This window comes from Streptomyces sp. NPDC087844, assembly GCF_044742785.1.
Taxonomy (GTDB): Bacteria; Actinomycetota; Actinomycetes; order Streptomycetales; family Streptomycetaceae; genus Streptomyces.
Map to the genome: position 1 here is coordinate 229806 of NZ_JBIUVD010000004.1, position 24005 is coordinate 253810.

Annotated in this window: 23 protein-coding genes and 1 pseudogene; 4 read left to right on the forward strand and 20 right to left on the reverse strand. The window is 68.8% G+C overall.

Features of this window, described 5'->3' with window-relative positions; translation table 11 throughout:
* Positions 1-197: 197 nt before the first annotated feature.
* The 10 genes and pseudogenes from tatC to ACIOKD_RS10930 all read right to left on the reverse strand — a co-directional run bounded on the left by tatC (position 198) and on the right by ACIOKD_RS10930 (position 8737).
* Positions 198-1154 (reverse strand): twin-arginine translocase subunit TatC, encoded by a 957-nt coding sequence (tatC, locus tag ACIOKD_RS10885; protein ID WP_402081154.1) that lies wholly within the window; start codon positions 1152-1154, stop codon positions 198-200.
* Positions 1155-1202: 48 nt separating this feature from the next.
* On the reverse strand, positions 1203-1487 hold the full coding sequence (gene tatA / locus ACIOKD_RS10890) for a Sec-independent protein translocase subunit TatA (RefSeq protein ID WP_402081157.1): 285 nt from the start codon (positions 1485-1487) through the stop codon (positions 1203-1205).
* A gap of 237 nt (positions 1488-1724) precedes the next feature.
* Complete coding sequence (locus ACIOKD_RS10895) at positions 1725-1919, reverse strand: hypothetical protein (protein WP_402081159.1); 195 nt, start codon at positions 1917-1919, stop codon at positions 1725-1727.
* A 9-nt stretch (positions 1920-1928) separates the two neighbouring features.
* Positions 1929-2216: a hypothetical protein gene (locus ACIOKD_RS10900; protein ID WP_402081162.1), complete on the reverse strand. Its 288-nt coding sequence runs from the start codon at positions 2214-2216 to the stop codon at positions 1929-1931.
* 11 nt (positions 2217-2227) lie between these two features.
* On the reverse strand, positions 2228-3361 hold the full coding sequence (locus ACIOKD_RS10905) for a helix-turn-helix transcriptional regulator (RefSeq protein WP_402081164.1): 1134 nt from the start codon (positions 3359-3361) through the stop codon (positions 2228-2230).
* A gap of 16 nt (positions 3362-3377) precedes the next feature.
* Entirely contained in the window at positions 3378-4331 is a 954-nt protein-coding gene (locus tag ACIOKD_RS10910) for a helix-turn-helix transcriptional regulator (RefSeq protein WP_402081167.1), read from the reverse strand.
* Between the two features lie 149 nt (positions 4332-4480).
* Complete coding sequence (locus tag ACIOKD_RS10915; protein WP_402081170.1) at positions 4481-4852, reverse strand: FKBP-type peptidyl-prolyl cis-trans isomerase; 372 nt, start codon at positions 4850-4852, stop codon at positions 4481-4483.
* Positions 4853-4903: 51 nt separating this feature from the next.
* Positions 4904-5917: an FKBP-type peptidyl-prolyl cis-trans isomerase gene (locus ACIOKD_RS10920; RefSeq protein WP_402081173.1), complete on the reverse strand. Its 1014-nt coding sequence runs from the start codon at positions 5915-5917 to the stop codon at positions 4904-4906.
* Positions 5918-6107: 190 nt separating this feature from the next.
* Positions 6108-7469 carry a Pup--protein ligase gene (pafA, locus tag ACIOKD_RS10925; protein WP_402081175.1) on the reverse strand — a complete coding sequence of 454 codons (1362 nt, stop codon included), beginning with the start codon at positions 7467-7469 and terminating at the stop codon, positions 6108-6110.
* A gap of 9 nt (positions 7470-7478) precedes the next feature.
* A pseudogene (locus ACIOKD_RS10930) lies at positions 7479-8737 on the reverse strand (MFS transporter).
* Between the two features lie 116 nt (positions 8738-8853).
* On the opposite strand from ACIOKD_RS10930, the gene ACIOKD_RS10935 reads away from it, so the two are divergent.
* Positions 8854-9870 (forward strand): LacI family DNA-binding transcriptional regulator, encoded by a 1017-nt coding sequence (locus ACIOKD_RS10935; RefSeq protein ID WP_402081178.1) that lies wholly within the window; start codon positions 8854-8856, stop codon positions 9868-9870.
* A 197-nt stretch (positions 9871-10067) separates the two neighbouring features.
* On the opposite strand, the gene prcA is transcribed toward ACIOKD_RS10935, so the two are convergent.
* The 6 genes from prcA to arc all read right to left on the reverse strand — a co-directional run bounded on the left by prcA (position 10068) and on the right by arc (position 16080).
* The gene (gene prcA / locus ACIOKD_RS10940) at positions 10068-10814 is read right to left on the reverse strand and encodes a proteasome subunit alpha (protein ID WP_402081182.1); all 747 of its coding nucleotides are present in this window, start codon (positions 10812-10814) and stop codon (positions 10068-10070) included.
* Between the two features lie 56 nt (positions 10815-10870).
* Complete coding sequence (gene prcB / locus ACIOKD_RS10945) at positions 10871-11716, reverse strand: proteasome subunit beta (RefSeq protein ID WP_402081185.1); 846 nt, start codon at positions 11714-11716, stop codon at positions 10871-10873.
* A complete protein-coding gene (locus ACIOKD_RS10950; RefSeq protein ID WP_402081188.1) occupies positions 11668-12081 on the reverse strand; it encodes an endonuclease VII domain-containing protein in 414 nt (137 codons plus the stop codon). The genes prcB and ACIOKD_RS10950 overlap by 49 nt, the downstream gene beginning before the upstream one ends.
* A 114-nt stretch (positions 12082-12195) precedes the next feature.
* Entirely contained in the window at positions 12196-12411 is a 216-nt protein-coding gene (locus ACIOKD_RS10955) for a ubiquitin-like protein Pup (protein WP_210892065.1), read from the reverse strand.
* Between the two features lie 156 nt (positions 12412-12567).
* Positions 12568-14079: a depupylase/deamidase Dop gene (dop, locus tag ACIOKD_RS10960; RefSeq protein WP_402081191.1), complete on the reverse strand. Its 1512-nt coding sequence runs from the start codon at positions 14077-14079 to the stop codon at positions 12568-12570.
* Between the two features lie 234 nt (positions 14080-14313).
* A complete protein-coding gene (gene arc, locus ACIOKD_RS10965) occupies positions 14314-16080 on the reverse strand; it encodes a proteasome ATPase (RefSeq protein WP_398288996.1) in 1767 nt (588 codons plus the stop codon).
* Positions 16081-16331: 251 nt separating this feature from the next.
* On the opposite strand from arc, the gene ACIOKD_RS10970 reads away from it, so the two are divergent.
* Positions 16332-16637 carry a ferredoxin gene (locus tag ACIOKD_RS10970; protein WP_402081198.1) on the forward strand — a complete coding sequence of 102 codons (306 nt, stop codon included), beginning with the start codon at positions 16332-16334 and terminating at the stop codon, positions 16635-16637.
* A 93-nt stretch (positions 16638-16730) separates the two neighbouring features.
* Here ACIOKD_RS10970 and ACIOKD_RS10975 read toward each other — a convergent pair whose 3' ends face one another.
* The 3 genes from ACIOKD_RS10975 to ACIOKD_RS10985 form a co-directional block, all read right to left on the reverse strand.
* Entirely contained in the window at positions 16731-17306 is a 576-nt protein-coding gene (locus ACIOKD_RS10975; RefSeq protein ID WP_402081199.1) for a hypothetical protein, read from the reverse strand.
* A gap of 189 nt (positions 17307-17495) precedes the next feature.
* Positions 17496-18401 carry a tRNA (adenine-N1)-methyltransferase gene (locus ACIOKD_RS10980; protein ID WP_402081201.1) on the reverse strand — a complete coding sequence of 302 codons (906 nt, stop codon included), beginning with the start codon at positions 18399-18401 and terminating at the stop codon, positions 17496-17498.
* 66 nt (positions 18402-18467) lie between these two features.
* A complete protein-coding gene (locus ACIOKD_RS10985; RefSeq protein WP_402081203.1) occupies positions 18468-19988 on the reverse strand; it encodes a site-2 protease family protein in 1521 nt (506 codons plus the stop codon).
* 182 nt (positions 19989-20170) lie between these two features.
* On the opposite strand from ACIOKD_RS10985, the gene ACIOKD_RS10990 reads away from it, so the two are divergent.
* Together ACIOKD_RS10990 and ACIOKD_RS10995 are read left to right on the forward strand one after the other, a co-directional pair.
* Positions 20171-21286, forward strand: coding sequence for a RecB family exonuclease (locus ACIOKD_RS10990; protein ID WP_402081205.1), 1116 nt, complete (start codon positions 20171-20173; stop codon positions 21284-21286).
* Positions 21287-21371: 85 nt separating this feature from the next.
* Positions 21372-22043 (forward strand): response regulator, encoded by a 672-nt coding sequence (locus tag ACIOKD_RS10995; RefSeq protein WP_402081207.1) that lies wholly within the window; start codon positions 21372-21374, stop codon positions 22041-22043.
* Positions 22044-22148: 105 nt separating this feature from the next.
* Here the strand turns inward: ACIOKD_RS10995 and ACIOKD_RS11000 are convergent, their stop codons facing one another.
* Complete coding sequence (locus ACIOKD_RS11000) at positions 22149-23756, reverse strand: ABC transporter substrate-binding protein (RefSeq protein ID WP_402081210.1); 1608 nt, start codon at positions 23754-23756, stop codon at positions 22149-22151.
* Positions 23757-24005 lie beyond the last annotated feature (249 nt).

Sequence of the window (24005 nt, forward strand, 5' to 3'; positions counted from 1 at the left end):
TCGGAGCACGCGGATCCGACTCCGCCCGGTTGCGGACGGTGTGTCCGGCCGCCCTGGCGACGTGTGTCGGACCGCTGGCCCCGGCTTCCCGCTCAGGGCCCCGCGACACGCACCGCTCCCCGTACGCATTCCGCCGTCAGCGGGAGCGGTTCACGGCCCGGACCCTACAAGGTCGGCGCCGAGGTCAGGTCACGTCGTCAGGTCACGTCGTCGTAACCGTTGATACGCTCCCGCTCGGTCTCCGCCTGGGCGGGCAGCGCGCGGTTGGCCGTCACGGGCTCGATCTCGCCGATGGCCTCGGGGCTGAGGTCGAGTTCTGAGGCCTCGTCGTCGTCGGGGCCCTCGGCCTCGCGACGGGCCCTGCGGCGGTCGTTCAGCAGGGAGAAGGCGGTGGCCGCGAAGTACAAAATCCAGATGGGTCCGGCGAGCGCCAGCATCGTCAGCGGGTCCGTGCTGGGCGTGGCGACGGCGGCGAAGACGGTGATGCCCATGATCATGCCGCGCCACCAGCCGGCCATGCGCCTGCCGGTGATCACGCCGGTCATGTTGAGCATCACCAGGAGCAGCGGGAGCTCGAAGGAGAGACCGAAGACGACGACCATGCGGGTCACGAGGTCGAGCAGATCGTCCAGCGGCAGCAGGTTGTCGACGCCGAACGGGGTGAACTCGATCAGGACCTTCGCGGTGGTGGGAAGCACCTTGTAGGCGAAGAAGGCACCGCCGAGGAAGAGCGGGACACCCGACGCGACGAACGCGTACGCGTACTTCTTCTCGCTGCGGTGCAGGCCCGGCGCGACGAACGCCCAGAGCTGGTAGAGCCAGATCGGCGAGGCCAGCACGACACCCGCCATCAGCGACACCTTCAAGGCCAGCGTGAAGGGCGTCAGCAGACCGTTGATCGTGATCTGCGCACAGGGGTCGTCGGACGACGACTTCGCCAGCTGCTGGAAGGTCTTGTCGCAGCCGACCTCCTTGAGGATCGGCTCCGTGAAGAAGTTGATGATGTCGTTGTAGAAGAAGGCGGCGACGACCGTGACGAGGACGATGGCCAGCATCGCCTTCGCGAGCCGGTTGCGGAGCTCACGAAGGTGTTCCGCGAGGGGCATCCGCCCCTCCGGATCCTTCTCTTCCTTCTTGCGGGCGGACTTCAGCAACCCACGTTCCCATCTCGTGCGGCGGCCGGCGGTCACCGGCCCCCTAGGTCAGCGCTTGGTCGTGTCCGTGGGCTCGGTGACCGGGCGGGAACTGGTCACGTCACCGGGTGCGGCCTTGATGGTGCGCTGGGGCTGCTGGTCGTCGTGCGGGGGCGCGGCCGGAGCGGCGGCGTCGTCCTTGCCCTCGCTCTTCATCGCCTTGGCCTCGCTCTTGAGGATGCGGGCGGACTTGCCCAGGGAGCGGGCCATGTCGGGAAGCTTCTTCGCGCCGAACAGCAGGATGACGACGACGAGGATGAGAATGATCTCGGGAGCGCCGAGCCTTCCGAACATAAGCTTTTACCTTCTCACCGAGGCGGCGTGGTGGGGTTGCTGCCCGACCGGTCGGACGTCTGCCCGAGGGTCGCGCTGGCAGCGATCGTAACGCTCAGGGGTGAACGCGAGGCAATCCCTGTGCGTACTCCCAGTTCGCGGTCGGCGCCTCACTTTCCGGTCCGCGACCTGCAGCGTACCTGCCGACCCTGCGAAGTTGACAGGTCCGAGTGGTTCAAAGCCCATGGACAGGAAAGCTCAGAGGGCGTCCGCGGAGCGGGTCACCGCGACGGACGCGTGCTCCAGATCCTCGGCCGCGCGGCTGATCCGGCGTGCGGATTCGTCGACCTGCCTGCCCAGCCGCTCGGCCTCCAGGAAGACACGGACGGCGAGCACGCCGAGCACGGCGATTCCCAGGAAACCCACAGCGATCGCGAACATCGGCCAGAACATGGCTCGACCCTAAGCCCCCCGGACCGTCCCCTGCAGCCGCAGGGCCCGCACCCCTCCCCCGGTGAGCAGCTCCACGATGCGCTCCCCGGCCGGTTTGCGCACCGCCGTGCGGCACCGAGGGCAGGTGAAGGAGTAGAAAGTGGTCCGATGTGTCGCGCCGACGACCAGGCGCAGGGCGCTCGCGGCGAGCTCGAAGCCGCCCCGGCAGTCCGGGCACGCGGCCTTGAACACCACGGGGTCCACTCTCGTCATCCCGGAGAACGCGGACGCCACCGACATCTCACTCGTACCAGACATTGCCGACCCGCTCACAGCCCTTGCTCCTGCCTGCCGTACAGCCCGTCATCAACTCCGTGCGGCCCGCTCTCCGGGCGCCGCACTCCCCCGTCACCACCGGAGGGAGCATCCGTGACACCGTCGCGAGGCGCCCCGGGGAGGGCCTGCGGCCCGCTCCCGGCTTCATACGCGTCCAGTGGTCCGTCGTAGGCCGCGAGCGCCTCACGCGCCGCCCGGCGGGCGCTGTCGGCGACCTCCGGCGGCGAGACGATCCGGCCGTCGCGCCCGAGCCGCAGGGCCAGGCGGCGCAGCGACGCCGGGTCCGGCGTACGCAGCGTGATGCGCAGACCGCCGTCCGGCAGTTCCTCGGCGCTGTCGTGGGGGTAGTACTCGGCGACCCAGCGTCCGCCGGGTCCTACCTCCACCACCACCTCGGGGTCCTCGGCGGCCGGCTGCACCAGCCCCTCCGAGAGGTCCCGCAGTTCGATCTCGGGCGGCGCGGACGGCTCGTCGAGGATCTTGATCTCGGCGACCCGGTCCAGCCGGAAGGTGCGCCGGGCCTCCGAGCGGCGGCACCAGGCCTCCACATACGTGTGCCCGACGCTGACCAGGCGGATCGGGTCGATCTCGCGCTCGCTCAGCTCGTCCCGCGAAGGTGAGTAGTAGCGGATCCACAGCCTGCGCCGCTCGGAGATGGCCCGGTCGACGTCGGCGAAGACCCCGCCCTCCGCCTCGAAGGTGACCGACAGCCGGGAGCTGGCGCTCGCCGCCTCACCGGAAGCGGCCTCCACCTTCGCGGTGGCCCGCAGCAGCGCCTGCCGGTCGCTCTCGCGCAACCCCGGCAGGGTCGACACGGCCCGCGCCGCCACCAGGAGCGCGGTCGCCTCGTCGGCGGCGATCCGCAGCGGCTCCGCGACGTCGTCCGGGTTGTGCCACCAGATCCGGTCGCCGTCGGTGTCGATGTCGAGCAGGTCGCCGCCCCGGAAGCTGGTCCCGCACAGCGGCAGCACGTCGAGGTCGGAGATCAGCTCGTCCTCGGTGATCCCGAAAGCCCGCGCCACGTCCTCGATCCGCGCGCCGGGACGCTCACGCAGATACGTCACCAGGGACAGCATCCGCCGCGTCTGGTCGATCGCGCTCGTGGGTCTGGCCGGTTTTCCTGCCACTTTCCTTTTGTCCCCCTCAGCCCTTGGCCACAGCGCGCAGCCGGTCCACGACGTCGGCCCGCAGCTCGGCCGGCTCCAGGACCACCACGTCGGGCCCGAACTCCACCAGCCAGGCGTCCAGACCGTGCCCGTACGGAACCTCCAACTCGTCCCACCCGTCGCCGAGTTCCCGCGAAGACGCCGCCTTGGCGCGCAGCGGGTATCCCGAGCCCGTCCGCAGCCGGATCAGCGCGGAGCGGTCGGTGATGTCGCCGGCCCAGCCCGCGACGGTCTCCCGCACCGTGACGACGTCGGGCACCTCCACCGTGTACTTGCCACTGCGGGTACGGACCTTGCCGGTGATCCGGGACAGCCGGAAGACGCGCTCGGCGCCCCGGTCGCGGTCCCAGCCGGCCAGGTACCAGTGGCCGCGCCAGCACTCCAGGGCCCAGGGCTCGACGTGCCGGGGCGCGGGGTGGGCCGCGCTCGCCTTGCGGTAGTCGAAGGTGACGGGGCGCCGGTCGCGGCAGGCGAGCATCAGCGGCTCGAAGGCCGCCTCGTGCACGGGGATGCGCGGTTCCAGGGCCCCGTGGGGCTCGTACGGGTCGACGCCCTCGGGCAGACCCGCGGCACGCAGCTTCTGCAGGGCGCCGCTCGCCGCGCCCGCGAGCCGGGCCTGCTGCCAGACCTTGGCGGCCAGCCCGAGGGCCGCGGCCTCCTCGGCGTCGAGCGTGATCGGCGGCAGCCGGTTGCTGTCGCGGCGGGCCAGATAGCCGACCTCGCCGTCGAGGTTCTCCACCGTCTCGATGACCAGGCCGAGTTCACGCAGATCGTCCTTGTCCCGCTCGAACATCCGGTTGAAGGAGTCGTCCGAGCCGGCCTCCAGATAGGCCTCGATGGACTCGCGGAGTTCGCGCTTGCTGAGGGGTCGCCGCGTCCCGAGCAGACACAGCGCCAGGTTCATCAGCCGCTCTGCCTTGGCAATGGCCATGGACGCCCTTCCTATGGTGCTTCCGACCGATGACCGTACCGCCCCGGGGTGTCGTGGCAAAAGCCGAGGGCCCATGCCCGGACAGGCATGGGCCCCAAGTGATCGAACCTGGTCGGACCGCGATCACACGACAGAGGAAAAAGGGGACGTCAGACCCCTACGAGGTCACAGACGAAGATCAGCGTCTCGCCGGGGCCGATACGGGCACCGGCACCGCTGTCGCCGTACGCGAGGTGCGAGGGGATGACCAGCTGGCGGCGACCGCCGACCTTCATGCCCTGCACACCCTGGTCCCAGCCCGCGATGACCTGACCGACACCCAGCTTGAACTGCAGCGGCGTACCGCGGTTCCAGGACGCGTCGAACTCCTCGCCGGTGGAGAAGGCCACACCGACGTAGTGGACCGAGACGGTGTCGCCCGCCTTGGCCACCGGGCCGTCGCCCTCCCAGATGTCCTTGATGTCGAGATCCTTGGGGGGCTCGCCGCCCGGGAAGTCGATCTCGGGCTTCTCGATGCTCACGTCAGTGCTCCTGCTCGTTCTCGGTGGGACAACCCGGACAGTCTGTCATCCTCAGCTCGTGGCCAGGATGTCGACCACGAACACGAGGGTGGACTTGGCGGGCAGCTCCTCGCCCTTGGCCTCGTCGCCGTAGGCCTGGGCCGGCGGAATCACCAGCAGGACCCGGTCCCCGACGTGCTTGCCGACGATCCCCTTGTCCCAGCCCGCGATGACCTGGCCCTGACCGATGACGGTGCTGAAGGGCTGGCCGGTCTTCCAGGACGAGTCGAAGAGCGTGGCCTTCGCCTTGCCCTCGTTGAGCTTCCAGGCGGCGCCGCTGTACTGCATCGTGACCGACTGGCCGCTCTTCACCTCGGCGCCCTTGCCCTCGATGAGGACCTTGTCGACGAGCTTGGCCGGCGGGTCGTTCTTCGGCACGGAGATCGTGGCGGGCGCCTCGTCGTCGGCCTTGATCTGCGGCAGGTCCGACGGGATCGCGGCCTGCTTGCCCTCGACCTTGTTCGGGACGACATCGCCCACGTCGAGCGCGAAGACCAGGGTGTCGGTGCCCGAGACCCCGGCCTGCTCGTTGCCCTGGCTGCCGAACCCGGCGGCCGGCGGCGCGACGACCAGGACCCGGCTGCCCTCCTTCTGCCCCACCAGCGCCTGCGCGAACGCCGGAATGACCGTCTCGGAGCCAGCCGTGATCAACTGCGGCGCTCCGCCCTCCTGGTACGAGGAACCGAGGTCCTTGCCGCTCTTCCAGACCTTGCCGGTAAAGTTCATCGACACCAGGTCGTCCTTCTTCACCACCGAACCGTCGCCCTCGGAGACCGTGTGCACGACGAACTTGTCGCTCGGGTCGCCCTTGGGCACCTCGATCGTGGCCTGTTTGCCGAAGGCGCCCTTCACCGCGGGCATCGGCGACGCCGACTCCACCGGCTTCGGCGCCGCGGCGGTGGACGCGGAGGACGACGCCGACGGATCGGCCTTGTCCTTGTCGCCCTTGTCGTCGTCACTTCCACAGGCGGACGCGGTCAGCGCCAGGGCAGGCACGATCAGGAGAGCAGCAAGTCGGCGTCGCACATCGATCCTCAGGTCGCTCGGATGGGGTCCGGCCACTCTAGTGCCGCGACAGGCAACGTTCGCCCTCACACCACCGGGCCGGGGCAGGCGGAACCGGCCGTACCGATCGAGACACGCAGAGGACGTGACAGACGTGACAGGGGTCCTGCGCACCCGCGGTGTACAGGACCCCTGCCGTACTGACGAACTCCTACATCCCGGCGATCAGCTTCTCCACCCGATCGTCGACGGACCGGAACGGGTCCTTGCACAACACCGTGCGCTGCGCCTGGTCGTTGAGCTTCAGATGCACCCAGTCGACGGTGAAGTCACGGCGCTGTTCCTGCGCACGCCTGATGAAGTCACCCCGCAGCCGGGCCCTAGTGGTCTGCGGCGGCACGGACTTGCCTTCGAAGATCTTCAGGTCGTTGCAGATCCGCGCGGCCTGACCACGCTTCTCCAGCAGATAGTAGAGACCCCGACGCCGGTGGATGTCGTGGTAGGCGAGGTCTATCTGGGCGACGCGCGGATTCGACATCGTCATGTTGTGCTTGGCGCGATACCGCTCGATGAGCTGGTACTTCATCACCCAGTCGATCTCGGTACCGATCCGGTCGAGGTCCTCGGACTCGATCGAGTCCAGCGTGCGACCCCACAGCTCCAGGACCTGGTCCACGACGCCGGTACGGATTCCGCGGCGCTCCACGAAGTCCACGGCCTTCTCGTAGTACTCGCGCTGCACCTCCAGCGCGGAGGCCTCCCGGCCGCTGGCCAGGCGCACCTTGCGGCGGCCCGTGATGTCATGGCTGACCTCGCGGATCGCCCGGATCGGGTTCTCCAGGGTCAGGTCACGCATCACCGTGCCCGCCTCGATCATGCGCAGCACGAGGTCGGTGGCTCCGACCTTGAGCAGCATGGTCGTCTCGGACATGTTCGAGTCGCCGACGATGACGTGCAGCCTGCGGTAGCGCTCGGCGTCCGCGTGCGGTTCGTCCCTGGTGTTGATGATCGGCCGGGAACGGGTCGTCGCCGAGGAGACGCCCTCCCAGATGTGCTCCGCCCGCTGACTGACGCAGTACACCGCGCCCCGCGGGGTCTGCAGCACCTTGCCGGCACCGCAGAGGAGTTGCCTGGTGACGAGGAACGGAATGAGGATGTCCGCGAGCCGGGAGAACTCCCCGTGACGGGCCACCAGATAGTTCTCGTGGCAGCCGTAGGAGTTGCCCGCCGAGTCGGTGTTGTTCTTGAAGAGGTAGACGTCGCCCGCGATTCCTTCCTCGTGCAGGCGTCGCTCCGCGTCTACCAGGAGTCCTTCCAGAATGCGTTCGCCGGCCTTGTCGTGGGTGACGAGTTCCGTCAGGTTGTCACATTCGGGAGTGGCATATTCCGGATGTGATCCCACGTCTAGATAGAGGCGGGCACCGTTTCGCAGAAAGACATTGCTGCTGCGGCCCCATGACACGACACGGCGGAAGAGGTACCGCGCCACCTCGTCGGGAGACAGGCGCCGCTGTCCCCTGAACGTACACGTGACGCCGTACTCGTTCTCCAGCCCGAAAATGCGGCGGTCCATGACTGAACATTACGCCTGATGGCCTGTGCTGAAACGGGGTTCGGCTCCTACGTTTCGATCATTTCCGAACTTCCCTCCACCACCGCGCCGCCGCCCGTAGCTGCGAGGACCCGCCGCGTGGCCAGCAGAACCAGCAGCGCGGCACCCCCCGCCAGCCCCGGTACGGCGAAACCCCGCACCGCTCCGCCCCACTCGACCACCGGTCCCGCCAGGCCCGTTCCGACCGACGCGCCCACGGTGAACGTCGTCACCAGCCAGGAGAACGCCTCGGTGACCGTGCCCCGCGGCGCGAGCCGGTCGACGATGATGAACGCGCAGGCGATACAGGGCGCCAGGAAAACTCCTGCCAGGGCGACCAGCGCCGTCATCGCGACCGCGCCGGGCATCAGCGTCAGCGGCAGGTAACACACCGCCAGAAGGGCCACGAGCACCGTCAGCCGCCGTTCCGGCTCACCGCTCCACCGCCGGGCCCCGTACACCGTGCCACCGACGAGCGCACCGAGCCCGAGCGCCGCCATCAGCCAGCCGTACGTCGCGTCACCCCCGTGGTCGTCCGCGTACGACAGACCCGCGACCGTGATGGAACCGAGCGCCATACCCACAAAAAGGAACGCGCCGAGCAGCGCGACGAGCCCGGGCGAGCGCAACGCGCCGAGCCAGTGCGCCTCCCGGGGCGCCGAACGCCACGCGCGCGAGGGCCCCGAGACGACCACGGAGAGGGCACCCAGCACACCGATGACGTTGATGACGACCAGCGCGGCCTGGGCGGACCACAGGGACACGCACAGGGTCACCAGCAACGGCCCGACGGTGAACATCACTTCCTGCGCCACGGCGTCCATCGCGTACGCCGTGTGCACCTGCCCCTCCTTGTGGAGGACCGACGGCCACAGCGCCCGCAGACCGCCCTCCAGCGGCGGCGTGAAGAGGCCGGCGACCACCATGAGGACGTACGCGAGCGGGAGCGACTGTATGCCCGTCAGGGCGAACACGCTCACCCCGAGGGCGGAGACGAGCGCGGCGGGCAACTGGATGCGCGGCTGCCCGTGCAGGTCCACGAGACGGCCGAGCAGCGGCTGCCCCACGGCGTTGGACACTCCGTAGACCGCGGTGAGCGCCCCCGCCAGGCTGTAGCTGCCGCCCTCGGCGCGCACGAAGAGCACGACGGCGATGGCACCCGCGGCGTTCGGCAGCCGGCCCACCAGAGTGCCCGCGAGCAGCCGCGCGGCATGTCTCGTCCGGAGGATCTCCACATACCCCGCGGCCATGTCCCGCCCCTCTGTCTCGTCCGACTGTCGCGAACGCCGAAGGTTTTACGTATAACGTCGCTCGTCATACGTACCATGTGCGCTGTCCGCGAGTCCAGCAGAAAGACAGGTCGACGGTGGCAGCAGGCAGCCCCCGCCCCACGAGCCGTGACGTCGCCCAGGCCGCCGGAGTGTCACAGGCGGCCGTCTCCCTCGTGCTCGGCGACAAGTGGCGCGGACGGGTCTCCGAACGCACCGCCGAGCGCGTACGCGAAGCCGCCCGGGAACTCGGCTACCGCCCCAACCTCGCCGCCCGCAACCTCCGCCTGGGCAGCACCCGCACCGTGCTCCTGGTGGTACCCGCTCTCACCACGGAGTTCTTCGCGGGCGTGTACACCGGCGCGGCCCGCGTGGCCGCCCAGCACGGATTCGGCGTACTGCTCTACCCCTCCCCCGAAGGCATCGGACCGGCCCGCGACCCCTTCGCCTCCGCACCGGCCGCCCTCGACGGCGTCATCGCCTCCTCGATGGCCGCCGACGCCCTCACCGCCCTCCGCGGCGACCAGCTCCCCCTGGTCATGCTCGACAGCGACCCCGCGGGCAGCACCGGCGCGGCGACCGTCAACCTCGACATCCGCGACGGCGTCCGACAGGTCGCGGAACACCTCCTGGCCCTGGGCCACCGCCGCTTCCTGCACCTCGCGGCGGACATCCCCTCCTGGACCTTCGACATTCGCGCCCGCGAACTCGCCGAACGCCTGGCCGCCGTCCCCGGCACCGCACTGCGCACGGCCTCCGCCCCGATCTCGATCGACGACGCCCGGGCCGCCGCGGAGACCGCCCTCTCCGCCCCAGGCCCCCGCCCCACGGCCCTCGTCTGCGACGACGACAAACTGGCCGCCGGCGCCTACAAGGCCGCCCGCCGCCTCGGCCTGCGCATCCCCGACGACCTCTCCGTCACCGGCCTCGACGACCTGGCCCTCGCCACCGCCCTCGACCCCGAACTGACCACCGTCCGCCTGGACGCCGAACTCTTCGGGGAACGCGGCATGCAAGCCCTCCTGGCCGTCCTGGACACCCGCACCCCCACCCCGGACGACATCCCGGTCACCCTGGTGATCCGAGGTTCCACGGCACCACCGGGGACCTTGTAGGAGGGCGCGGCCTTTTGCGGGCGCGGCTTTGGGGGCGCGGGGAACGGCGCAGTCTTTCGCCGTTCAGGGGCGCAGCCGCGGGGGAACGGCGCGACCAGCCCTCACCGGGCCCGCAGAACACCACGTGCCCCCGGCCAGAAGAGGCCGAGGGCACGCAAGGGTCAAGAAAGGGAAGCAGGTCGAGGAGGACGAGGAGATCACTCCTCGTCTTCAGGATCCTCCGCCTCAGCAGCGGTGGACGCCCCGCCTTCCGCCAGCAGCCGACCGAGCTGCCGCCCCGCAATCCGCTTGAACTTCCGCGCCTGCGGCCGCGTCCGGTCCAGCACGGCGACCTCCAGCCGCTCCGCGGGAATCTCCCGCTCACTGCCGTTCGTGTCGCGCGACAACGCCTGAACGGCCAACTTGAGCGCCTCGGCCAAGGACATCCCGTCCTCGTGCCGCTGATCGAGATACGTACTGATCGTCTCGGCATTGCCGCCGACCGCCACCGACCCGTGCTCGTCCACGATCGACCCGTCGTGCGGCAGCCGGTAGATCTGGTCACCCTCGGGGGTCTCCCCCACCTCGGCGACCACCAGCTCCACCTCGTACGGCTTCTCCGCCGCGGACGAGAAGATCGTGCCCAGCGTCTGGGCATAGACGTTGGCGAGACCACGGGCGGTCACATCAGCACGGTCGTACGTGTAACCCCGCAGGTCGGCGTAGCGCACACCGCCGATGCGGAGATTCTCGTACTCGTTGTACTTGCCGGCGGCCGCGAAGCCGATCCGGTCATAGATCTCGCTGAACTTGTGAAGCGCGCGGGACGGGTTCTCCCCGACGAACACGATGCCGTCGGCGAACTGCAGCACAACGAGGCTGCGACCACGGGCGATGCCCTTGCGGGCGTATTCCGCCCGGTCGGCCATGGCCTGCTGGGGTGATACATAGAACGGCGTCGACACCGGCTATCCGTCCCTTTCTGTGGAAGTCACTGGATCACCTGGAAAACGGGCCGCCGCTAGAGCAGCGCGGCGCGCGGACCGTCGGGCTGCTGCAGGCGCCGCTCGATGATCGCACCGGCGATCTCGGAGGCCTCCTGGTCCGTGAGCCGGCGGAAGCCGTCCTCGGTGATCACGGTGACGATCGGGTAGATCCGGCGGGCGACATCGGGACCGCCGGTCGCCGAGTCGTCGTCTGCCGCGTCGTACAGCGCCTGTACGACGAGCGTCGTGGCCTGCTCTTCCGTCAGGTCCTTGTGGTACAGCTTCTTCATGGCACCGCGCGCGAAGAGCGAGCCGGAGCCCGTGGCCGCGTAGCCGTGCTCCTCGGAGCGGCCGCCCGTCACGTCGTAGGAGAAGATGCGGCCCCTGTCGCGGTCGACGTCGAAACCGGCGAAGAGCGGGACCACGGCGAGGCCCTGCATGGCCATGCCGAGGTTCGAACGGATCATCGTGGAGAGGCGGTTCGCCTTGCCCTCCAGGGAGAGCGTGGTGCCCTCCACCTTCTCGAAGTGCTCCAGCTCCAGTTGGAACAGCTTCACCATCTCGACGGCCAGACCTGCCGTACCGGCGATACCGACGGCCGAGTACTCGTCCGCCGGGAACACCTTCTCGATGTCCCGCTGCGCGATGACGTTGCCCATCGTGGCCCGCCGGTCACCGGCGAGGACGACACCGCCGACGAAGGTGGTGGCGACGATGGTCGTGCCGTGCGGGGCCTCGATGACTCCCTGCATGGGCGGCAACTGCCGCTTGCCCGGGAGCATCTCCGGCTGGTGGTCGGACAGGAAGTCCATGAAGGACGACGACCCAGGCGTCAGGAAGGCAGCTGGTAGACGCCCGGTGCTACGAGTGTTGGCTTCCACGCGTTTCCTTCCAGGTAGTCGGCAGCTCGGTTCATCACGTCGGGGTCATCCCTCAACAGGCCGAGGCCGGAAATACAGTTGAAGCACAGTACGCCACGGACCCTACCCGTCTTGTGGCAGTGATCCACATGAACGGCCGGAGCTTTCAGGCAGATCACACAGAGCCCCTTTTGAGAGGCGACCATCTCGTCGCGTTGGGCTTCGGTCATGCCGTATTGACGCTTCAGGTGACCCGCACGCCCCTCTACGGCCCGACACGTCTTACAACGCGTTGACAACCCGTCCGAGGCGGTCGCATTGCAGTGCCACTCGCTCCACGGCTTGACCTCACCGCATGTGAGACAGAATGTGTGCCCCTCGGGCATTTGATCGCCCGCGAGCGAAGGCCGCGTACGGCTTTTCCTCGCCACACCGCACGCAGCACTTCACGTTTTCTTCACTCGCCAAGCCAAGAACCCCCGCCACCTTCGGTTCGAAGGTTACTGGCCACCCTTTTGAACGAAACTTCGAACGAAGTCCTCTGCGTTCTCCTCCAGGACATCGTCGATCTCGTCCAGGACGGAGTCCACGTCGTCGCTCAGCTTCTCCTGGCGCTCCTTGAGGTCCTCCGATGCCTGTACCTCGGGCGCTTCCTCGACCTGCTCGGTCTCGCGCGTCGCCTTCTGCTGTCCGCCGCCGGTGTCCTTGGTCGCCATAACCCTCACCCCGCTCGGTTTCGACGTTCTTGATCAGACCCTACAAGCAGGGTCCGACATCGGCCCCACAGTTGCCACAACGTCCGGGAACCACCTCGATGATTCCCGGACTGCGGCCTTTCCACCCTGTCGGGGCGGATCGGCCCGGTGGCCGTTTCAGTTGCCCGACAGGACCTTGACCAGGTCTTCTGCCGTCCGACAGCGGTCGAGAAGCTCCTTCACGTGATTACGCGTTCCGCGAAGCGGCTCCAGGGTTGGAACGCGCTGGAGCGAGTCCCGGCCCGGCAGGTCGAAGATCACCGAGTCCCAGGAGGCCGCCGCGACGTCGTCCGCGTACTGTTCGAGGCAACGCCCGCGGAAGTACGCGCGGGTGTCCTCCGGCGGCTTCGTCTCGGCCCGCTCGACGCCCGTCTCGTCCAGCAGCCGCTTGATCCGGCCGCGGGCCACCAGTCGGTTGTAGAGGCCCTTGTCGGGCCGTACGTCGGCGTACTGGAGGTCGATCAGGTGCAGCCGCGCGGCGTCCCAGTCGAGGTCGTCACGGCGCCGGTAGCCCTCCATGAGCTCCCGCTTGGCCACCCAGTCCAGCTCGCCGGACAGGCTCATCGGGTCGGTCTCCAGCCGGCCCAGGACGTCCTCCCAGCGGGTCAGCACGTCCTTGGTCTGCTCGTCCGCGTCGGCTCCGTAGCGTTCGTCGACGTACTTGCGCGCCAGTTCGAAGTACTCCATCTGGAGCTGGACCGCCGTGAGTGTCCGGCCGCTGCGGAGTGTGATCAGGCGCTTGAGGGTCGGGTCGTGCGAGACCTGGTGCAGGGTGCGCACCGGCTGGTCCACGGCGAGGTCCACGGCGATGAAGCCGTCCTCGATCATGGACAGGACGAGGGCGGTGGTGCCGAGCTTGAGGTAGGTCGAGATCTCGGAGAGGTTCGCGTCGCCGATGATCACGTGCAGGCGGCGGTACTTCTCGGCGTCCGCGTGCGGCTCGTCGCGGGTGTTGATGATGGGGCGCTTCAGGGTGGTTTCGAGGCCCACCTCGACCTCGAAGTAGTCGGCGCGCTGGCTGAGCTGGAAGCCGTGTTCGTGCCCGTCCTGACCGATGCCGACGCGGCCGGCTCCGGTGACGACCTGACGTGAGACGAAGAACGGCGTGAGGTGGCGCACGATGTCCGAGAAGGGGGTCTCCCGCTTCATCAGGTAGTTCTCGTGCGTGCCGTAGGAGGCGCCCTTGTTGTCGGTGTTGTTCTTGTAGAGGTGGATCGGCTGGGCGCCGGGGAGCTGGGCGGCGCGCTCGGCGGCTTCCGCCATGATGCGTTCGCCGGCCTTGTCCCACAGGACGGCGTCCAGTGGGTTGGTCACTTCGGGGGAGCTGTATTCGGGGTGTGCGTGGTCGACGTACAGCCGTGCCCCGTTGGTGAGGATGACATTGGCCAGGCCGATGTCCTCGTCGGTGAGCTGGCTGGAGTCGGCGGCTTCGCGGGCGAGGTCGAAGCCCCGCGCGTCCCGCAGGGGGTTCTCCTCCTCGAAGTCCCAGCGGGCCCGCCGGGCCCGGTGCATCGCCGCCGCGTAGGCGTTGACGATCTGGGACGAGGTGAGCATGGCATTGGCGTTGGGGTGGCCGGGGACGGAGATCCCGTATTCCGTCTCGATGCCCATTACTCGCCGTACGGTCATGCGGCCCTCCTTGCCCGGCGGCGTCCTCGGTCGGGGACGCCGCTCAAGTACCGCTGGCGCTCCGGTGCGTGTGCGGTGCCCGTCCCCGCACTGCGCGACTCGGCGGTACCGAAGAGCCTAGAGCGCCTTTGCACTGGTGGGGAGATCATTTGCGTCATTGCTCAGCTCCAGCTGTGCCCTGGAAAACAGTTGGCTGCGGGTACCCGGTGAGGGCACCCGCAGCCACCCTGTCTTTTACAGGTACTGACCGGTGTTCGCCACCGTGTCGATGGAGCGTCCGGTGTCCGCGCCCTGCTTTCCGGTGATGAGTGTCCGGATATAAACGATCCGTTCGCCCTTCTTTCCGGAGATTCGGGCCCAGTCGTCCGGGTTGGTGGTGTTCGGCAGGTCCTCGTTCTCCTTGAACTCGTCCACGCAGGCCTGGAGCAGGTGGGAGACTCGCAGGCCCTTCTGGGCGTGTTCGAGGAAGTCCTTGATCGCCATCTTCTTGGCGCGGCCGACGATGTTCTCGATCATGGCGCCGGAGTTGAAGTCCTTGAAGTAGAGGACTTCCTTGTCGCCGTTGGCGTAGGTGACTTCGAGGAAGCGGTTCTCCTCGGATTCGGTGTACATGTGCTCGACGGCGGTCTGGATCATGCTCTGGACGGTGGTGCTCTTGCTGCCTCCGTGCTCTCCGACGTCGTCGGGGTGCAGCGGGAGCCGCTCGGTGAGGTACTTGGCGAAGATGTCCTTGGCCGCTTCGGCGTCCGGACGCTCGATCTTGATCTTCACGTCGAGGCGGCCGGGGCGCAGGATGGCGGGGTCGATCATGTCCTCGCGGTTCGAGGCGCCGATCACCACGACGTTCTGCAGGCCTTCCACGCCGTCGATCTCGGCGAGCAGCTGCGGGACGATGGTGTTCTCCACGTCCGAGCTGACGCCTGATCCGCGGGTGCGGAAGAGGGATTCCATCTCGTCGAAGAAGACGATGACGGGGGTGCCCTCGCTGGCCTTCTCACGGGCGCGCTGGAAGACGAGGCGGATCTGCCGCTCGGTCTCACCGACGTACTTGTTGAGGAGTTCGGGGCCCTTGATGTTGAGGAAGAAGCTCTTGCCGGTGGCTTGCCCGGTCACTTCCGCGACCTTTTTGGCCAGTGAGTTGGCGACGGCCTTGGCGATGAGTGTCTTGCCGCACCCGGGGGGCCCGTACAGCAGTACGCCCTTGGGTGGGCGCAGTTCGTGCTCCTTGAAGAGGTCGGGGTAGAGGTAGGGGAGCTCGACCGCGTCGCGGATCATCTCGATCTGGCCGCCCAGACCGCCGATCTGCTCGTAGCCGATGTCGGGGACCTCTTCGAGGACGAGCTCTTCGACCTCGCTCTTGGGCACGACCTCGTAGACGTAGCCGGAGCGGGGTTCGAGGAGGAGGGCGTCGCCGGGACGGATGACTACGTCCAGCAGTGGTTCGGCGAGCCGTACCACCCGCTCCTCGTCGGTGTGCCCCTGTACGAGGGCGCGCTCGCCGTCCTCAAGGATCTCTTTGAGGGTGACGATGTCGCCGACGCTCTCGTATTCCATGGCCTCGACCACGTTGAGGGCTTCGTTGAGCATCAGTTCCTGGCCGCGCCGGAGCTCTTCGAGCTCGACGCCGGGGCTGACGTTCACCCGGAGTTTGCGGCCTCCGGTGAAGATGTCGGCGGTGCCGTCCTCGTTGGCTGCGAGGAAGACTCCGAAGCCGGCCGGCGGCTGTGCGAGCCGGTCGACTTCCTCCTTGAGTGCCACGATCTGGTCGCGGGCCTCTCGGAGGGTGTTGGCCAGCCGCTCGTTCTGCGCGGAGACGCCGGCCAGGTTGGTCTGCAGCTCGACGATCCGCTCTTCGAGAATCCTCGTGTGTCGCGGAGAGTCGGCGAGCTTGCGTCGCAGGACGGCGATCTCCTGCTCAAGGTAGGCAATCTGCCCGGACGGGTCGTCGGACCCTCGTCCCGGGCGGATGCCGCGGTTCATGTCGTCGTCGTGGGCTGCCACGGTCCTCACCTCCTCCAAGGGGAGCTGGACGCTTCCAGACCCTACCTGGGTGGGTGTCGATTGAAACCCCTAGATCAAAAGACTGTCGGGGTGTGTCCGATCTTCACCCTTGCGCTCTCCCTCACGCCAGTGGGATACCCACCCAACGTGCTCGGGAAGCCGACAGAGGTAGGGTCGAACTGTTCAACACCCGTCAGAGCTGGCCCGATTCCCCGTCTTCGGGCCGCTCTGCGCAGGAAACGGCAGGAGAAATGACCGTGCAGCAGGAGGCCGGAGTCGACGGCGAGGCGCTTGAGGTCTGGATCGATCAGGACCTGTGCACCGGTGACGGGATCTGCGCCCAGTACGCGCCCGAGGTGTTCGAACTGGACATCGACGGGCTGGCCTATGTCAAGAGCCCTGGTGACGAGCTTCTGCAGACCCCGGGGGCGACAACGCCCGTACCCCTGACGCTTCTGCGTGATGTCGCCGACTCCGCGAAGGAGTGTCCGGGCGACTGCATCCATGTACGCCGCGTGTCGGACAGTGTCGAGGTCTTCGGTCCAGACGCGGAGTGAGTGCGCGGGCACCTCGCGTGACGCGGGTGCCCGGTTCCTCCTGGTTGTCTTTCTTCTCACATGTGCGGTTCCACCCGCCGCGGTGCCCCGGTCTCACATACTGCGGGCCGCGGGCGGTGTCGAGCGTACGAAGGCGCCGTTCTTCCACTGCCACTTGGCGCCCTCGTTCACGTCGGGGCAGCAACTCGGTACGTCGGGCGACGAGTAGCCGAGCAGGGTCGCGGTGACGGTGGCGTCGCGGAGGGCGAAGTCCTGGACGGACAGTCGGTCCTCGGGGTCCACGAGGGTGGCCACGACTCTGGCTTTCGAGGTGCCCTCGGACCTGGTGAGGACGTAGACGCCGCTGGGCGGGGTGCCGGAGCCCGCGTCGCAGCGGACGACGGCGACCGTCTCGGGGAGGCCGTCGCCGTCGAGGTCGCCGGAGGCCTTCTTCTGGACGAGGACCTTCGCGGGGCCGCAGTCCAGGGGGTAGTCGGCGTGGGCGGGGTCGGGGGGTGTGATGGCCGCCGGGGCGCTCTTCGCCTCGATGCCGTGCTGGGCGGCCGTGGCCTCGTCGGGCTGCAGGAAGCCCGAGGCCGCGACGACCGCGGCCAGCGCTGCTGCCGTGGCGACCCAGTGGATCGGGCGGGTGTGGGTGTGGGCCAGTTCCGGGACGGCGGAGTGCTGCACTAGGAAGTGTCTCCTGTGAGGGCTGTGCCGGTGGGGTGGCCAGAATGGTGCCACACGTCACACCGCGAGGGAACGGTGGGGTGGACGGTACTGGCACAACGTCAAGGGAAATGCGCTGTGGCCGAGTTCCGAGGGGTTCTCGGGAACTCGGCCACGGTGCTTGCGCGTTGTGTGCGGCACGGGGCCGCCTCAGCGGCCGGCGGCGCCGCCGTCGGCGTTCGGTCCGGTGTAGTCGTCGCCGTACGCGCCCTTGGAGGGGCGGCGGCGGCGCATGGGCGGCTCGACGCCGTCCGCGAGGCGGCGGGCGGTGAGCAGGAAGCCGGTGTGGCCGATCATCCGGTGGTCGGGGCGGACGGCCAGGCCCTCGATGTGCCAGTTGCGGACCATCGACTCCCAGGCGGACGGCTCGGCGAAGCAGCCGATCTCGCGGATGGACTCGACGGTCCGGGCGAGCTGGGTGGTGGTCGCCACGTAGCAGCAGACGATGCCGCCGGGGACGAGCGCCTTGGAGACGGCTTCCAGGCATTCCCAGGGGGCGAGCATGTCGAGGACGACGCGGTCGACCTCGGTGTCCGAGAGGTTGTCCTGGAGGTCTCCGACGGTGAGCTGCCAGGCGGGGTGGGGGCTGCCGAAGTAGCGCTCCACGTTCTGCTGGGCGATCTCGGCGAAGTCCTCGCGGCGCTCGTACGAGTGGAGCATGCCCTGGTCACCTACGGCACGGAGCAGGAAGGTGCTGAGCGAGCCGGAGCCCACGCCTGCTTCCACGACGCGTGCGCCGGGGAAGATGTCGGCGAAGGCGAGGATCTGCCCCGCGTCCTTGGGGTAGACCACGGCGGCGCCGCGGGGCATGGACAGGACGAAGTCGGGGAGCAGGGGGCGCAGTGCCAGATAGGCGACGTTCCCCGTGGTGCGGACAACGCTGCCCTCGGGTGCGCCGATCAGCTCGTCGTGCGGGAAGGAACCCTTGTGGGTGTGGAAGTTCTTCCCCGCTTCGAGCGTGAACGTGTAGTGGCGGCCCTTGGGGTCGGTCAGCTGTACCTGGTCCCCGACCTTGAAGGGCCCGCGTCTGCGGGCGGCACCGGTCGGTTCGGACATGTCACTCAGCCTACCGGCGATTGCGGAGGGCGCCGACCAGGGGCCCGGTGTACTGCGGGCGCGTGCTCAGCTCGGGCGGGCCATGGCCTTCACGAAGGCCTTCTCCACGTCTGCCGCCGAGAGGACTCCGTAGATCTCACCGGAGTCCTCCACCACGAGGTACTCGGTGGCCGGGGTGGCGCGCAGGGCTTCCAGGAGGTCCTCGCCGGCCAGTTCGGCGGAGACGCGCATGCCGTCGGTGAGGTCCTGGGCGAGTCCGCTGACGGCGACCCAGGGGCGGCGGTGTTCCGGAACGCCCACGATGGCGGCCTCCCGGACGAGGGAGAGGGGGTCGCCGTCGGCGTCCACGACGACCAGGGCGCGCGCGCCGGCCTCGTTGGCGCGTCGCAGTGCTTCGGAGAGCGGGGTGTGGGTCTCGACGGGGACCGCGCGCCGGGTGAGGGCGCGGGCCCTCAGCTCGGGAAGGTGTTCGCGCAGGCGGGCGACGCGGAGGCTGTTTCCCGCGCCGGTCCAGATGATCCCGGCGAGGATCGCGGCGAGCAGGGCGTCCATGACGGTGTCCATGCCGCCGATGTCCTGGGCGTCGGTGCCGAGGCTGCCGGAGTGGGTCAGCAGGGGCAGTCCGATGAGTACGGAGATCGCGAGGGCGCGGCCGACCCAGGCGGCGGCGATGGTGCCGCTCATGGGTTTGCCGGTGATCTTCCAGACGACGGCCCGGAGCATGCGGCCGCCGTCGAGGGGCAGGCCGGGGAGCAGGTTGAACGCGGCGACGATCAGGTTGGAGATCATCAGGCCGCCCAGCAGGACGCCGGGGACGGTGCCCGGTTCGACGGTCTGGAGGGCGAGGTAGAAGAGGCCGCTGAGGATGAGGGAGAGCAGGGGGCCGACGAAGGCGAGGACGAACTCGCGTCCGGGTGTCTCGGACTCCTTCTCGATCTCGGAGACGCCGCCGAAGAACTGGAGCTGGATCCGGCGCACGGGAAGCCCGAAGCGCAGGGCCGCGACCGTGTGCGCCAGTTCGTGGACGAGTACGGAGGCGTAGAAGGCGACCGCGAAGAACAGGGAGACGAGGTAGCGGGCCATGCCAAGCTCGGGCAGGACGCGGTCGAGCTGGCCGCCGAAGACCCAGGTGATGAGGGCGGCGACGAGGAACCAGCTGGGTGCCACGTACACGGGTACGCCGAAGGGGCGTCCCATGAGGAGGCCGCCGCCGGGTTCCTTGGGCCGCTTGGGGGCGGGGCCCTTCCTGCCGCCGGGCGCCGGGGTGGTGTGCGCCTCGGACCTGTGGCCCTCGGGCCCGTGCGCCTCGGTCGTGTGCGCCTCGGTTGTGTGCGCGGGGTGGTGGCTCGTGTCGGTGTGCGGTGCGGGCGTGTGCTCTTCGCCGTCCTGGTCGTCCGTCGGTTCGGGGTGGGCCGGGCCGGTCGCTTCCCCCGGTTCCGTCGGGGTGCCGGCGTCGTGCGGCTGCTGGTCGGAGGGCGGCCGGGCCGTCGTGGTCGCCGGGTCACCGGGTCGCGGCTGACCCGTGCGGCGCTCGTCCGCCTCGTCAGTACCGGATAGCGGCTGCCCGCTCCCGCCGCTCTCGTCCACGATGTCCCCTCGTTCGACGCGTGTCCCGCTCGCGATCATGCACGCGAGAGGTCTTGTGGTCGATGGTATGCGGCCGTCGCGGTGTGTTCGGCCCCGGCACCCCCTCCGTTTCCCGGGCGGGCGTACCGCGCGCAGGTCACCGTGGGTCGCGGTGTCAGTGGCGAGCCGTAAGGTCTGTCGTCATGGAAACCAGCACCGACGGCGTCGCGCGGGACGGCTCCGAAGCCGTACCGGCGGACGACGTGGTCCAGCCGTCCGACGTCGTGGCCGCGCCTCTCGCGGCGTCCCCTGCCGGGCCGGCCGGAGCCGTGGTGCCCCGGCCCGGCGACGCGGCGGCCGGGTCCGCGGTCGCAACACCGGGGGCCGAGGACGCGCGCGGCGACGGGTCGGCTCCGGGTGCGGAAGCGCAGTCCTCCGGGAGCGGGTCCTCCGGGCGCGCGTCCTTGGGCCGTGTCAGGGATCCCGCGGCTCCGACCTCGTTGTCGCCCTCGCGGGCCGGGGACTTCATGCAGTGTCCTCTGCTGTACCGCTTCCGGGTGATCGACAAGCTGCCGGAGAAGCCGAGCGAGGCGGCGACCCGCGGGACGCTGGTGCACGCGGTGCTGGAGCGGCTCTTCGACGCCCCGGCCACCGAGCGGACCGCGCCGCGCGCCAAGTCGCTGATCCCCGGTCAGTGGGACCGGCTGCGGGAGGCGAAGCCCGAGCTGGCCGAGCTGTTCGCGGACTCCGACGAGCAGAGCGCGGGCGAGAAGCTGACGCGCTGGCTCGGTGAGGCGGAGCGGCTGGTCGAGCGCTGGTTCACCCTGGAGGACCCGACCCGTCTGGAACCGGCGGAGCGCGAGCTGTTCGTGGAGGCTCAGCTCGACTCGGGCCTGAAGCTGCGGGGCATCATCGACCGTGTGGACGTGGCGCCCTCGGGTGAGGTGCGGATCGTCGACTACAAGACGGGCAAGGCCCCGCGTCCGGAGTACGCGGAGGGCGCCCTGTTCCAGATGAAGTTCTACGCCCTTGTGGTGTGGCGGCTGAGACAGGTCGTCCCGCGCCGTCTCCAGCTCGTCTATCTGGGCAGCGGCGACGTGCTCACGTACGACCCGGTGCCGGCCGATCTGGAGCATGTGGAGCGCAAGTTGCACTCGTTGTGGGAGGCGATCCGGCTCGCCACGGAGACCGGTGACTGGCGTCCGCGGCCCACCAAGCTCTGCGGCTGGTGCGATCACCGGGCGGTCTGCCCGGAATTCGGCGGCACTCCCCCGCCGTATCCGCTGCCGGTGCGGACGCCCGGGTCCGGCGGCGCCTGAGCGTGCGGGCCGCGCGCGTGCCCCGCGGGCGTAGCGGGTGACCCCCGCAGGGCAGAATGGGGCCGGACTAGCGAAGGAGACTCACGTGGCCATCCGCGTCCTACTGGTCGACGACCAGCCGCTGCTGCGCACCGGCTTCCGGATGATTCTGGAGGCGGAGCAGGACATCGCGGTCGTCGGCGAGGCCGGTGACGGTCTCCAGGCGATCGATCAGGTACGTGCCCTGCAGCCCGATGTGGTTCTGATGGACATCCGTATGCCGAGGATGGACGGGGTCGAGGCCACCCGGCAGATCACCGGCCCCGGCCGGGACGGTCCGGCGAAGGTGCTGGTGCTGACGACCTTCGATCTCGACGAGTACGTGGTGGAGGCCCTGCGCGCCGGCGCCAGCGGTTTCCTCCTGAAGGACGCCCCGGCCAACGAGTTGGTGCAGGCGATCCGGGTGGTGGCGGCGGGCGAGGCCATGCTGGCGCCGAGTATCACCCGTCGGCTGCTCGACAAGTACGCGGGTCATCTGCCCTCGGGCGACGAGCCGGTGCCGGACACCCTGCACACGCTGACCGAGCGTGAGGTGGAGGTTCTGAAGCTGGTGGCCCGCGGGCTGTCGAACGCGGAGATCGCCGCCGATCTGTTCGTCAGCGAGACCACGGTCAAGACGCATGTGGGCCATGTCCTGACCAAGCTTCGGCTGCGGGACCGTGTGCAGGCCGCGGTGTACGCGTACGAGAGCGGTCTGGTGCGCCCCGGCGCGCAGTGACCGTGCGGCGCCCCGGAGTGAGGGCCGAGAACGGTACCGGCCGCACAGTGAGAATGGCCGCCCCCTTTCAGCGGGGGGCGGCCATTCTCATGGAGACGGAGGTCGTCAGTCGCTGCCCACTCCGCGGCCCAGCTCCCACAGCTGCAGCGTGGCCGACGAGTTGAGCGCGTACTCGGCGCCGGTGATGTCGTCCCGTACGGCGACGTACTGCTTGCCCTGCCACAGGGGCAGGAGCGGGACGTCGTCGGCGACGATGCTCTGGATCTCCTCGATGCTCTTCGAGGCGCTGAGGCGGTCGGCCTCGCGACGCGACTCCGGGATCAGGTCCTCCCGGATGCGCTTGTTCACGTACGGCGACGCGATGGTGTTGTCCTTGTCCAGGAACGGCGTGAGGAAGGTCTCCGCGTCCGGGAAGTCGGGGAACCAGCCCATGCCGTAGACGGCGAACTTGCCCTCACGCTGCTTGGGACGGTAGGTGTCCCACTTCTCGCCCTTGATGTCGACGTCGAAGAGGCCGGTGTCGTTGAGCTGCTTCTGCAGCGTCTCGAACTCGGTCTTCGTGGCGGGTCCGTAGTGGTCCGTCGTGTAGTTCATCGTGAACTTCACCGGCGTCGTGATGTTCGCCGCGGTGAGCAGTGCCTTGGCCTTGGCGACATCCGGCTCGCCGTACTCGTTGAAGAACGAGTTGGCGTGGCCGGTGACCGTGGCCGGGACCATCGAGTACAGCGGGTCGGCGCCGGTGCCGTACACCTTGGAGGTCAGTTCGCCGCGGTTGACGATGTGGGCGACCGCCTGGCGGACCGCCTTGTCCTTCAGGGTCGGCTTCTCGACGTCGAAGCCGATGTAGCGGATCTCCAGGCCGGGCTGCTCGATCACATCGATGTCGCTGTCCTCGGCGTTCTGCAGCTTCTTGATCTGCTCGGGCGACATGGTGCGGGTCATCATGTCGATGTCGCCCTTGTCGATCGCGGCGCCCATGGCGTCCGCGTCCTCGAAGGACCGCAGCTCGACCTTGTCGTTCTTGATGTCCGAGATCCCCTGGTAGTAGGGGTTCTTGGTGTAAACGATCTTGGTGACGTCGTCGCCGCTGGCCTCGGCCTTGAGGGTGTACGGGCCCGAGCTGCTGACCTCGAAGCCGTCCCGCAGCTTGTTCTTGGCGTAGTCGTCGGGGTTGACGATGCCCGCGACCGGCGTGGACAGCTTGAACGGGAAGGTGGCGTCGGCGCTGTTGAGGTGGAAGATCACCTCGCGGTCACCCTTGGTCTCGACGGCGTCGACGGTCGACAGCAGGGCGAAGACGCCGGTGTCGGCCTTGATCTGCAGCGCGCGGTCGATGGAGAACTTCACGTCCTCGGCGGTGACCGGGTCACCGTTGGAGAACTTGAGGTCCTTGCGCAGCGTGCAGGCGTAGCGCTCGTTGCCGGAGTCGGTGAATCCGCACTCCTCGGCAGCCTCCGGAGTGGGGTCGCCACCGCCGTTGGGCATGGCCATCAGGGTCTGGACCGTCTGGCGCAGAACGTTCCAGGCGCCGACGTCGTACGCGTAGGCCGGGTCGAACGGGGCCGGTGCCTCCTTCGAGGCGGTGAACCGGTCGGTGGTACCGACGACGATTGCGTCGCCGCCGTCGCCTCCACTGTCGGATCCGCCGCATGCGGCGAGGACAGAGGCGAGCAGACCGATCGCGGCCGGCAGCACCAAAGGCTTACGGTTCATGCTCGAAGTTCTCCAGAGCTGTCGATCCCGCGGGCCCGGCATGCCGGGGTGTTGCGGTCGGGTACACGGGGGTTACGGCGATGTTCTCGCGTTGAGATTAGTCGGGACCGGCAGGACGGTTCGCAGGTACCGGAGTTGAGTTCCCATCACGCTGCGAGACCGGCTGCGGACGCACCGAAAAACCGACAGTGGAAGGATTCGTACGTCGGTCCACGAATCAGGACACAAGGGCACGCCTGCGACCACCGA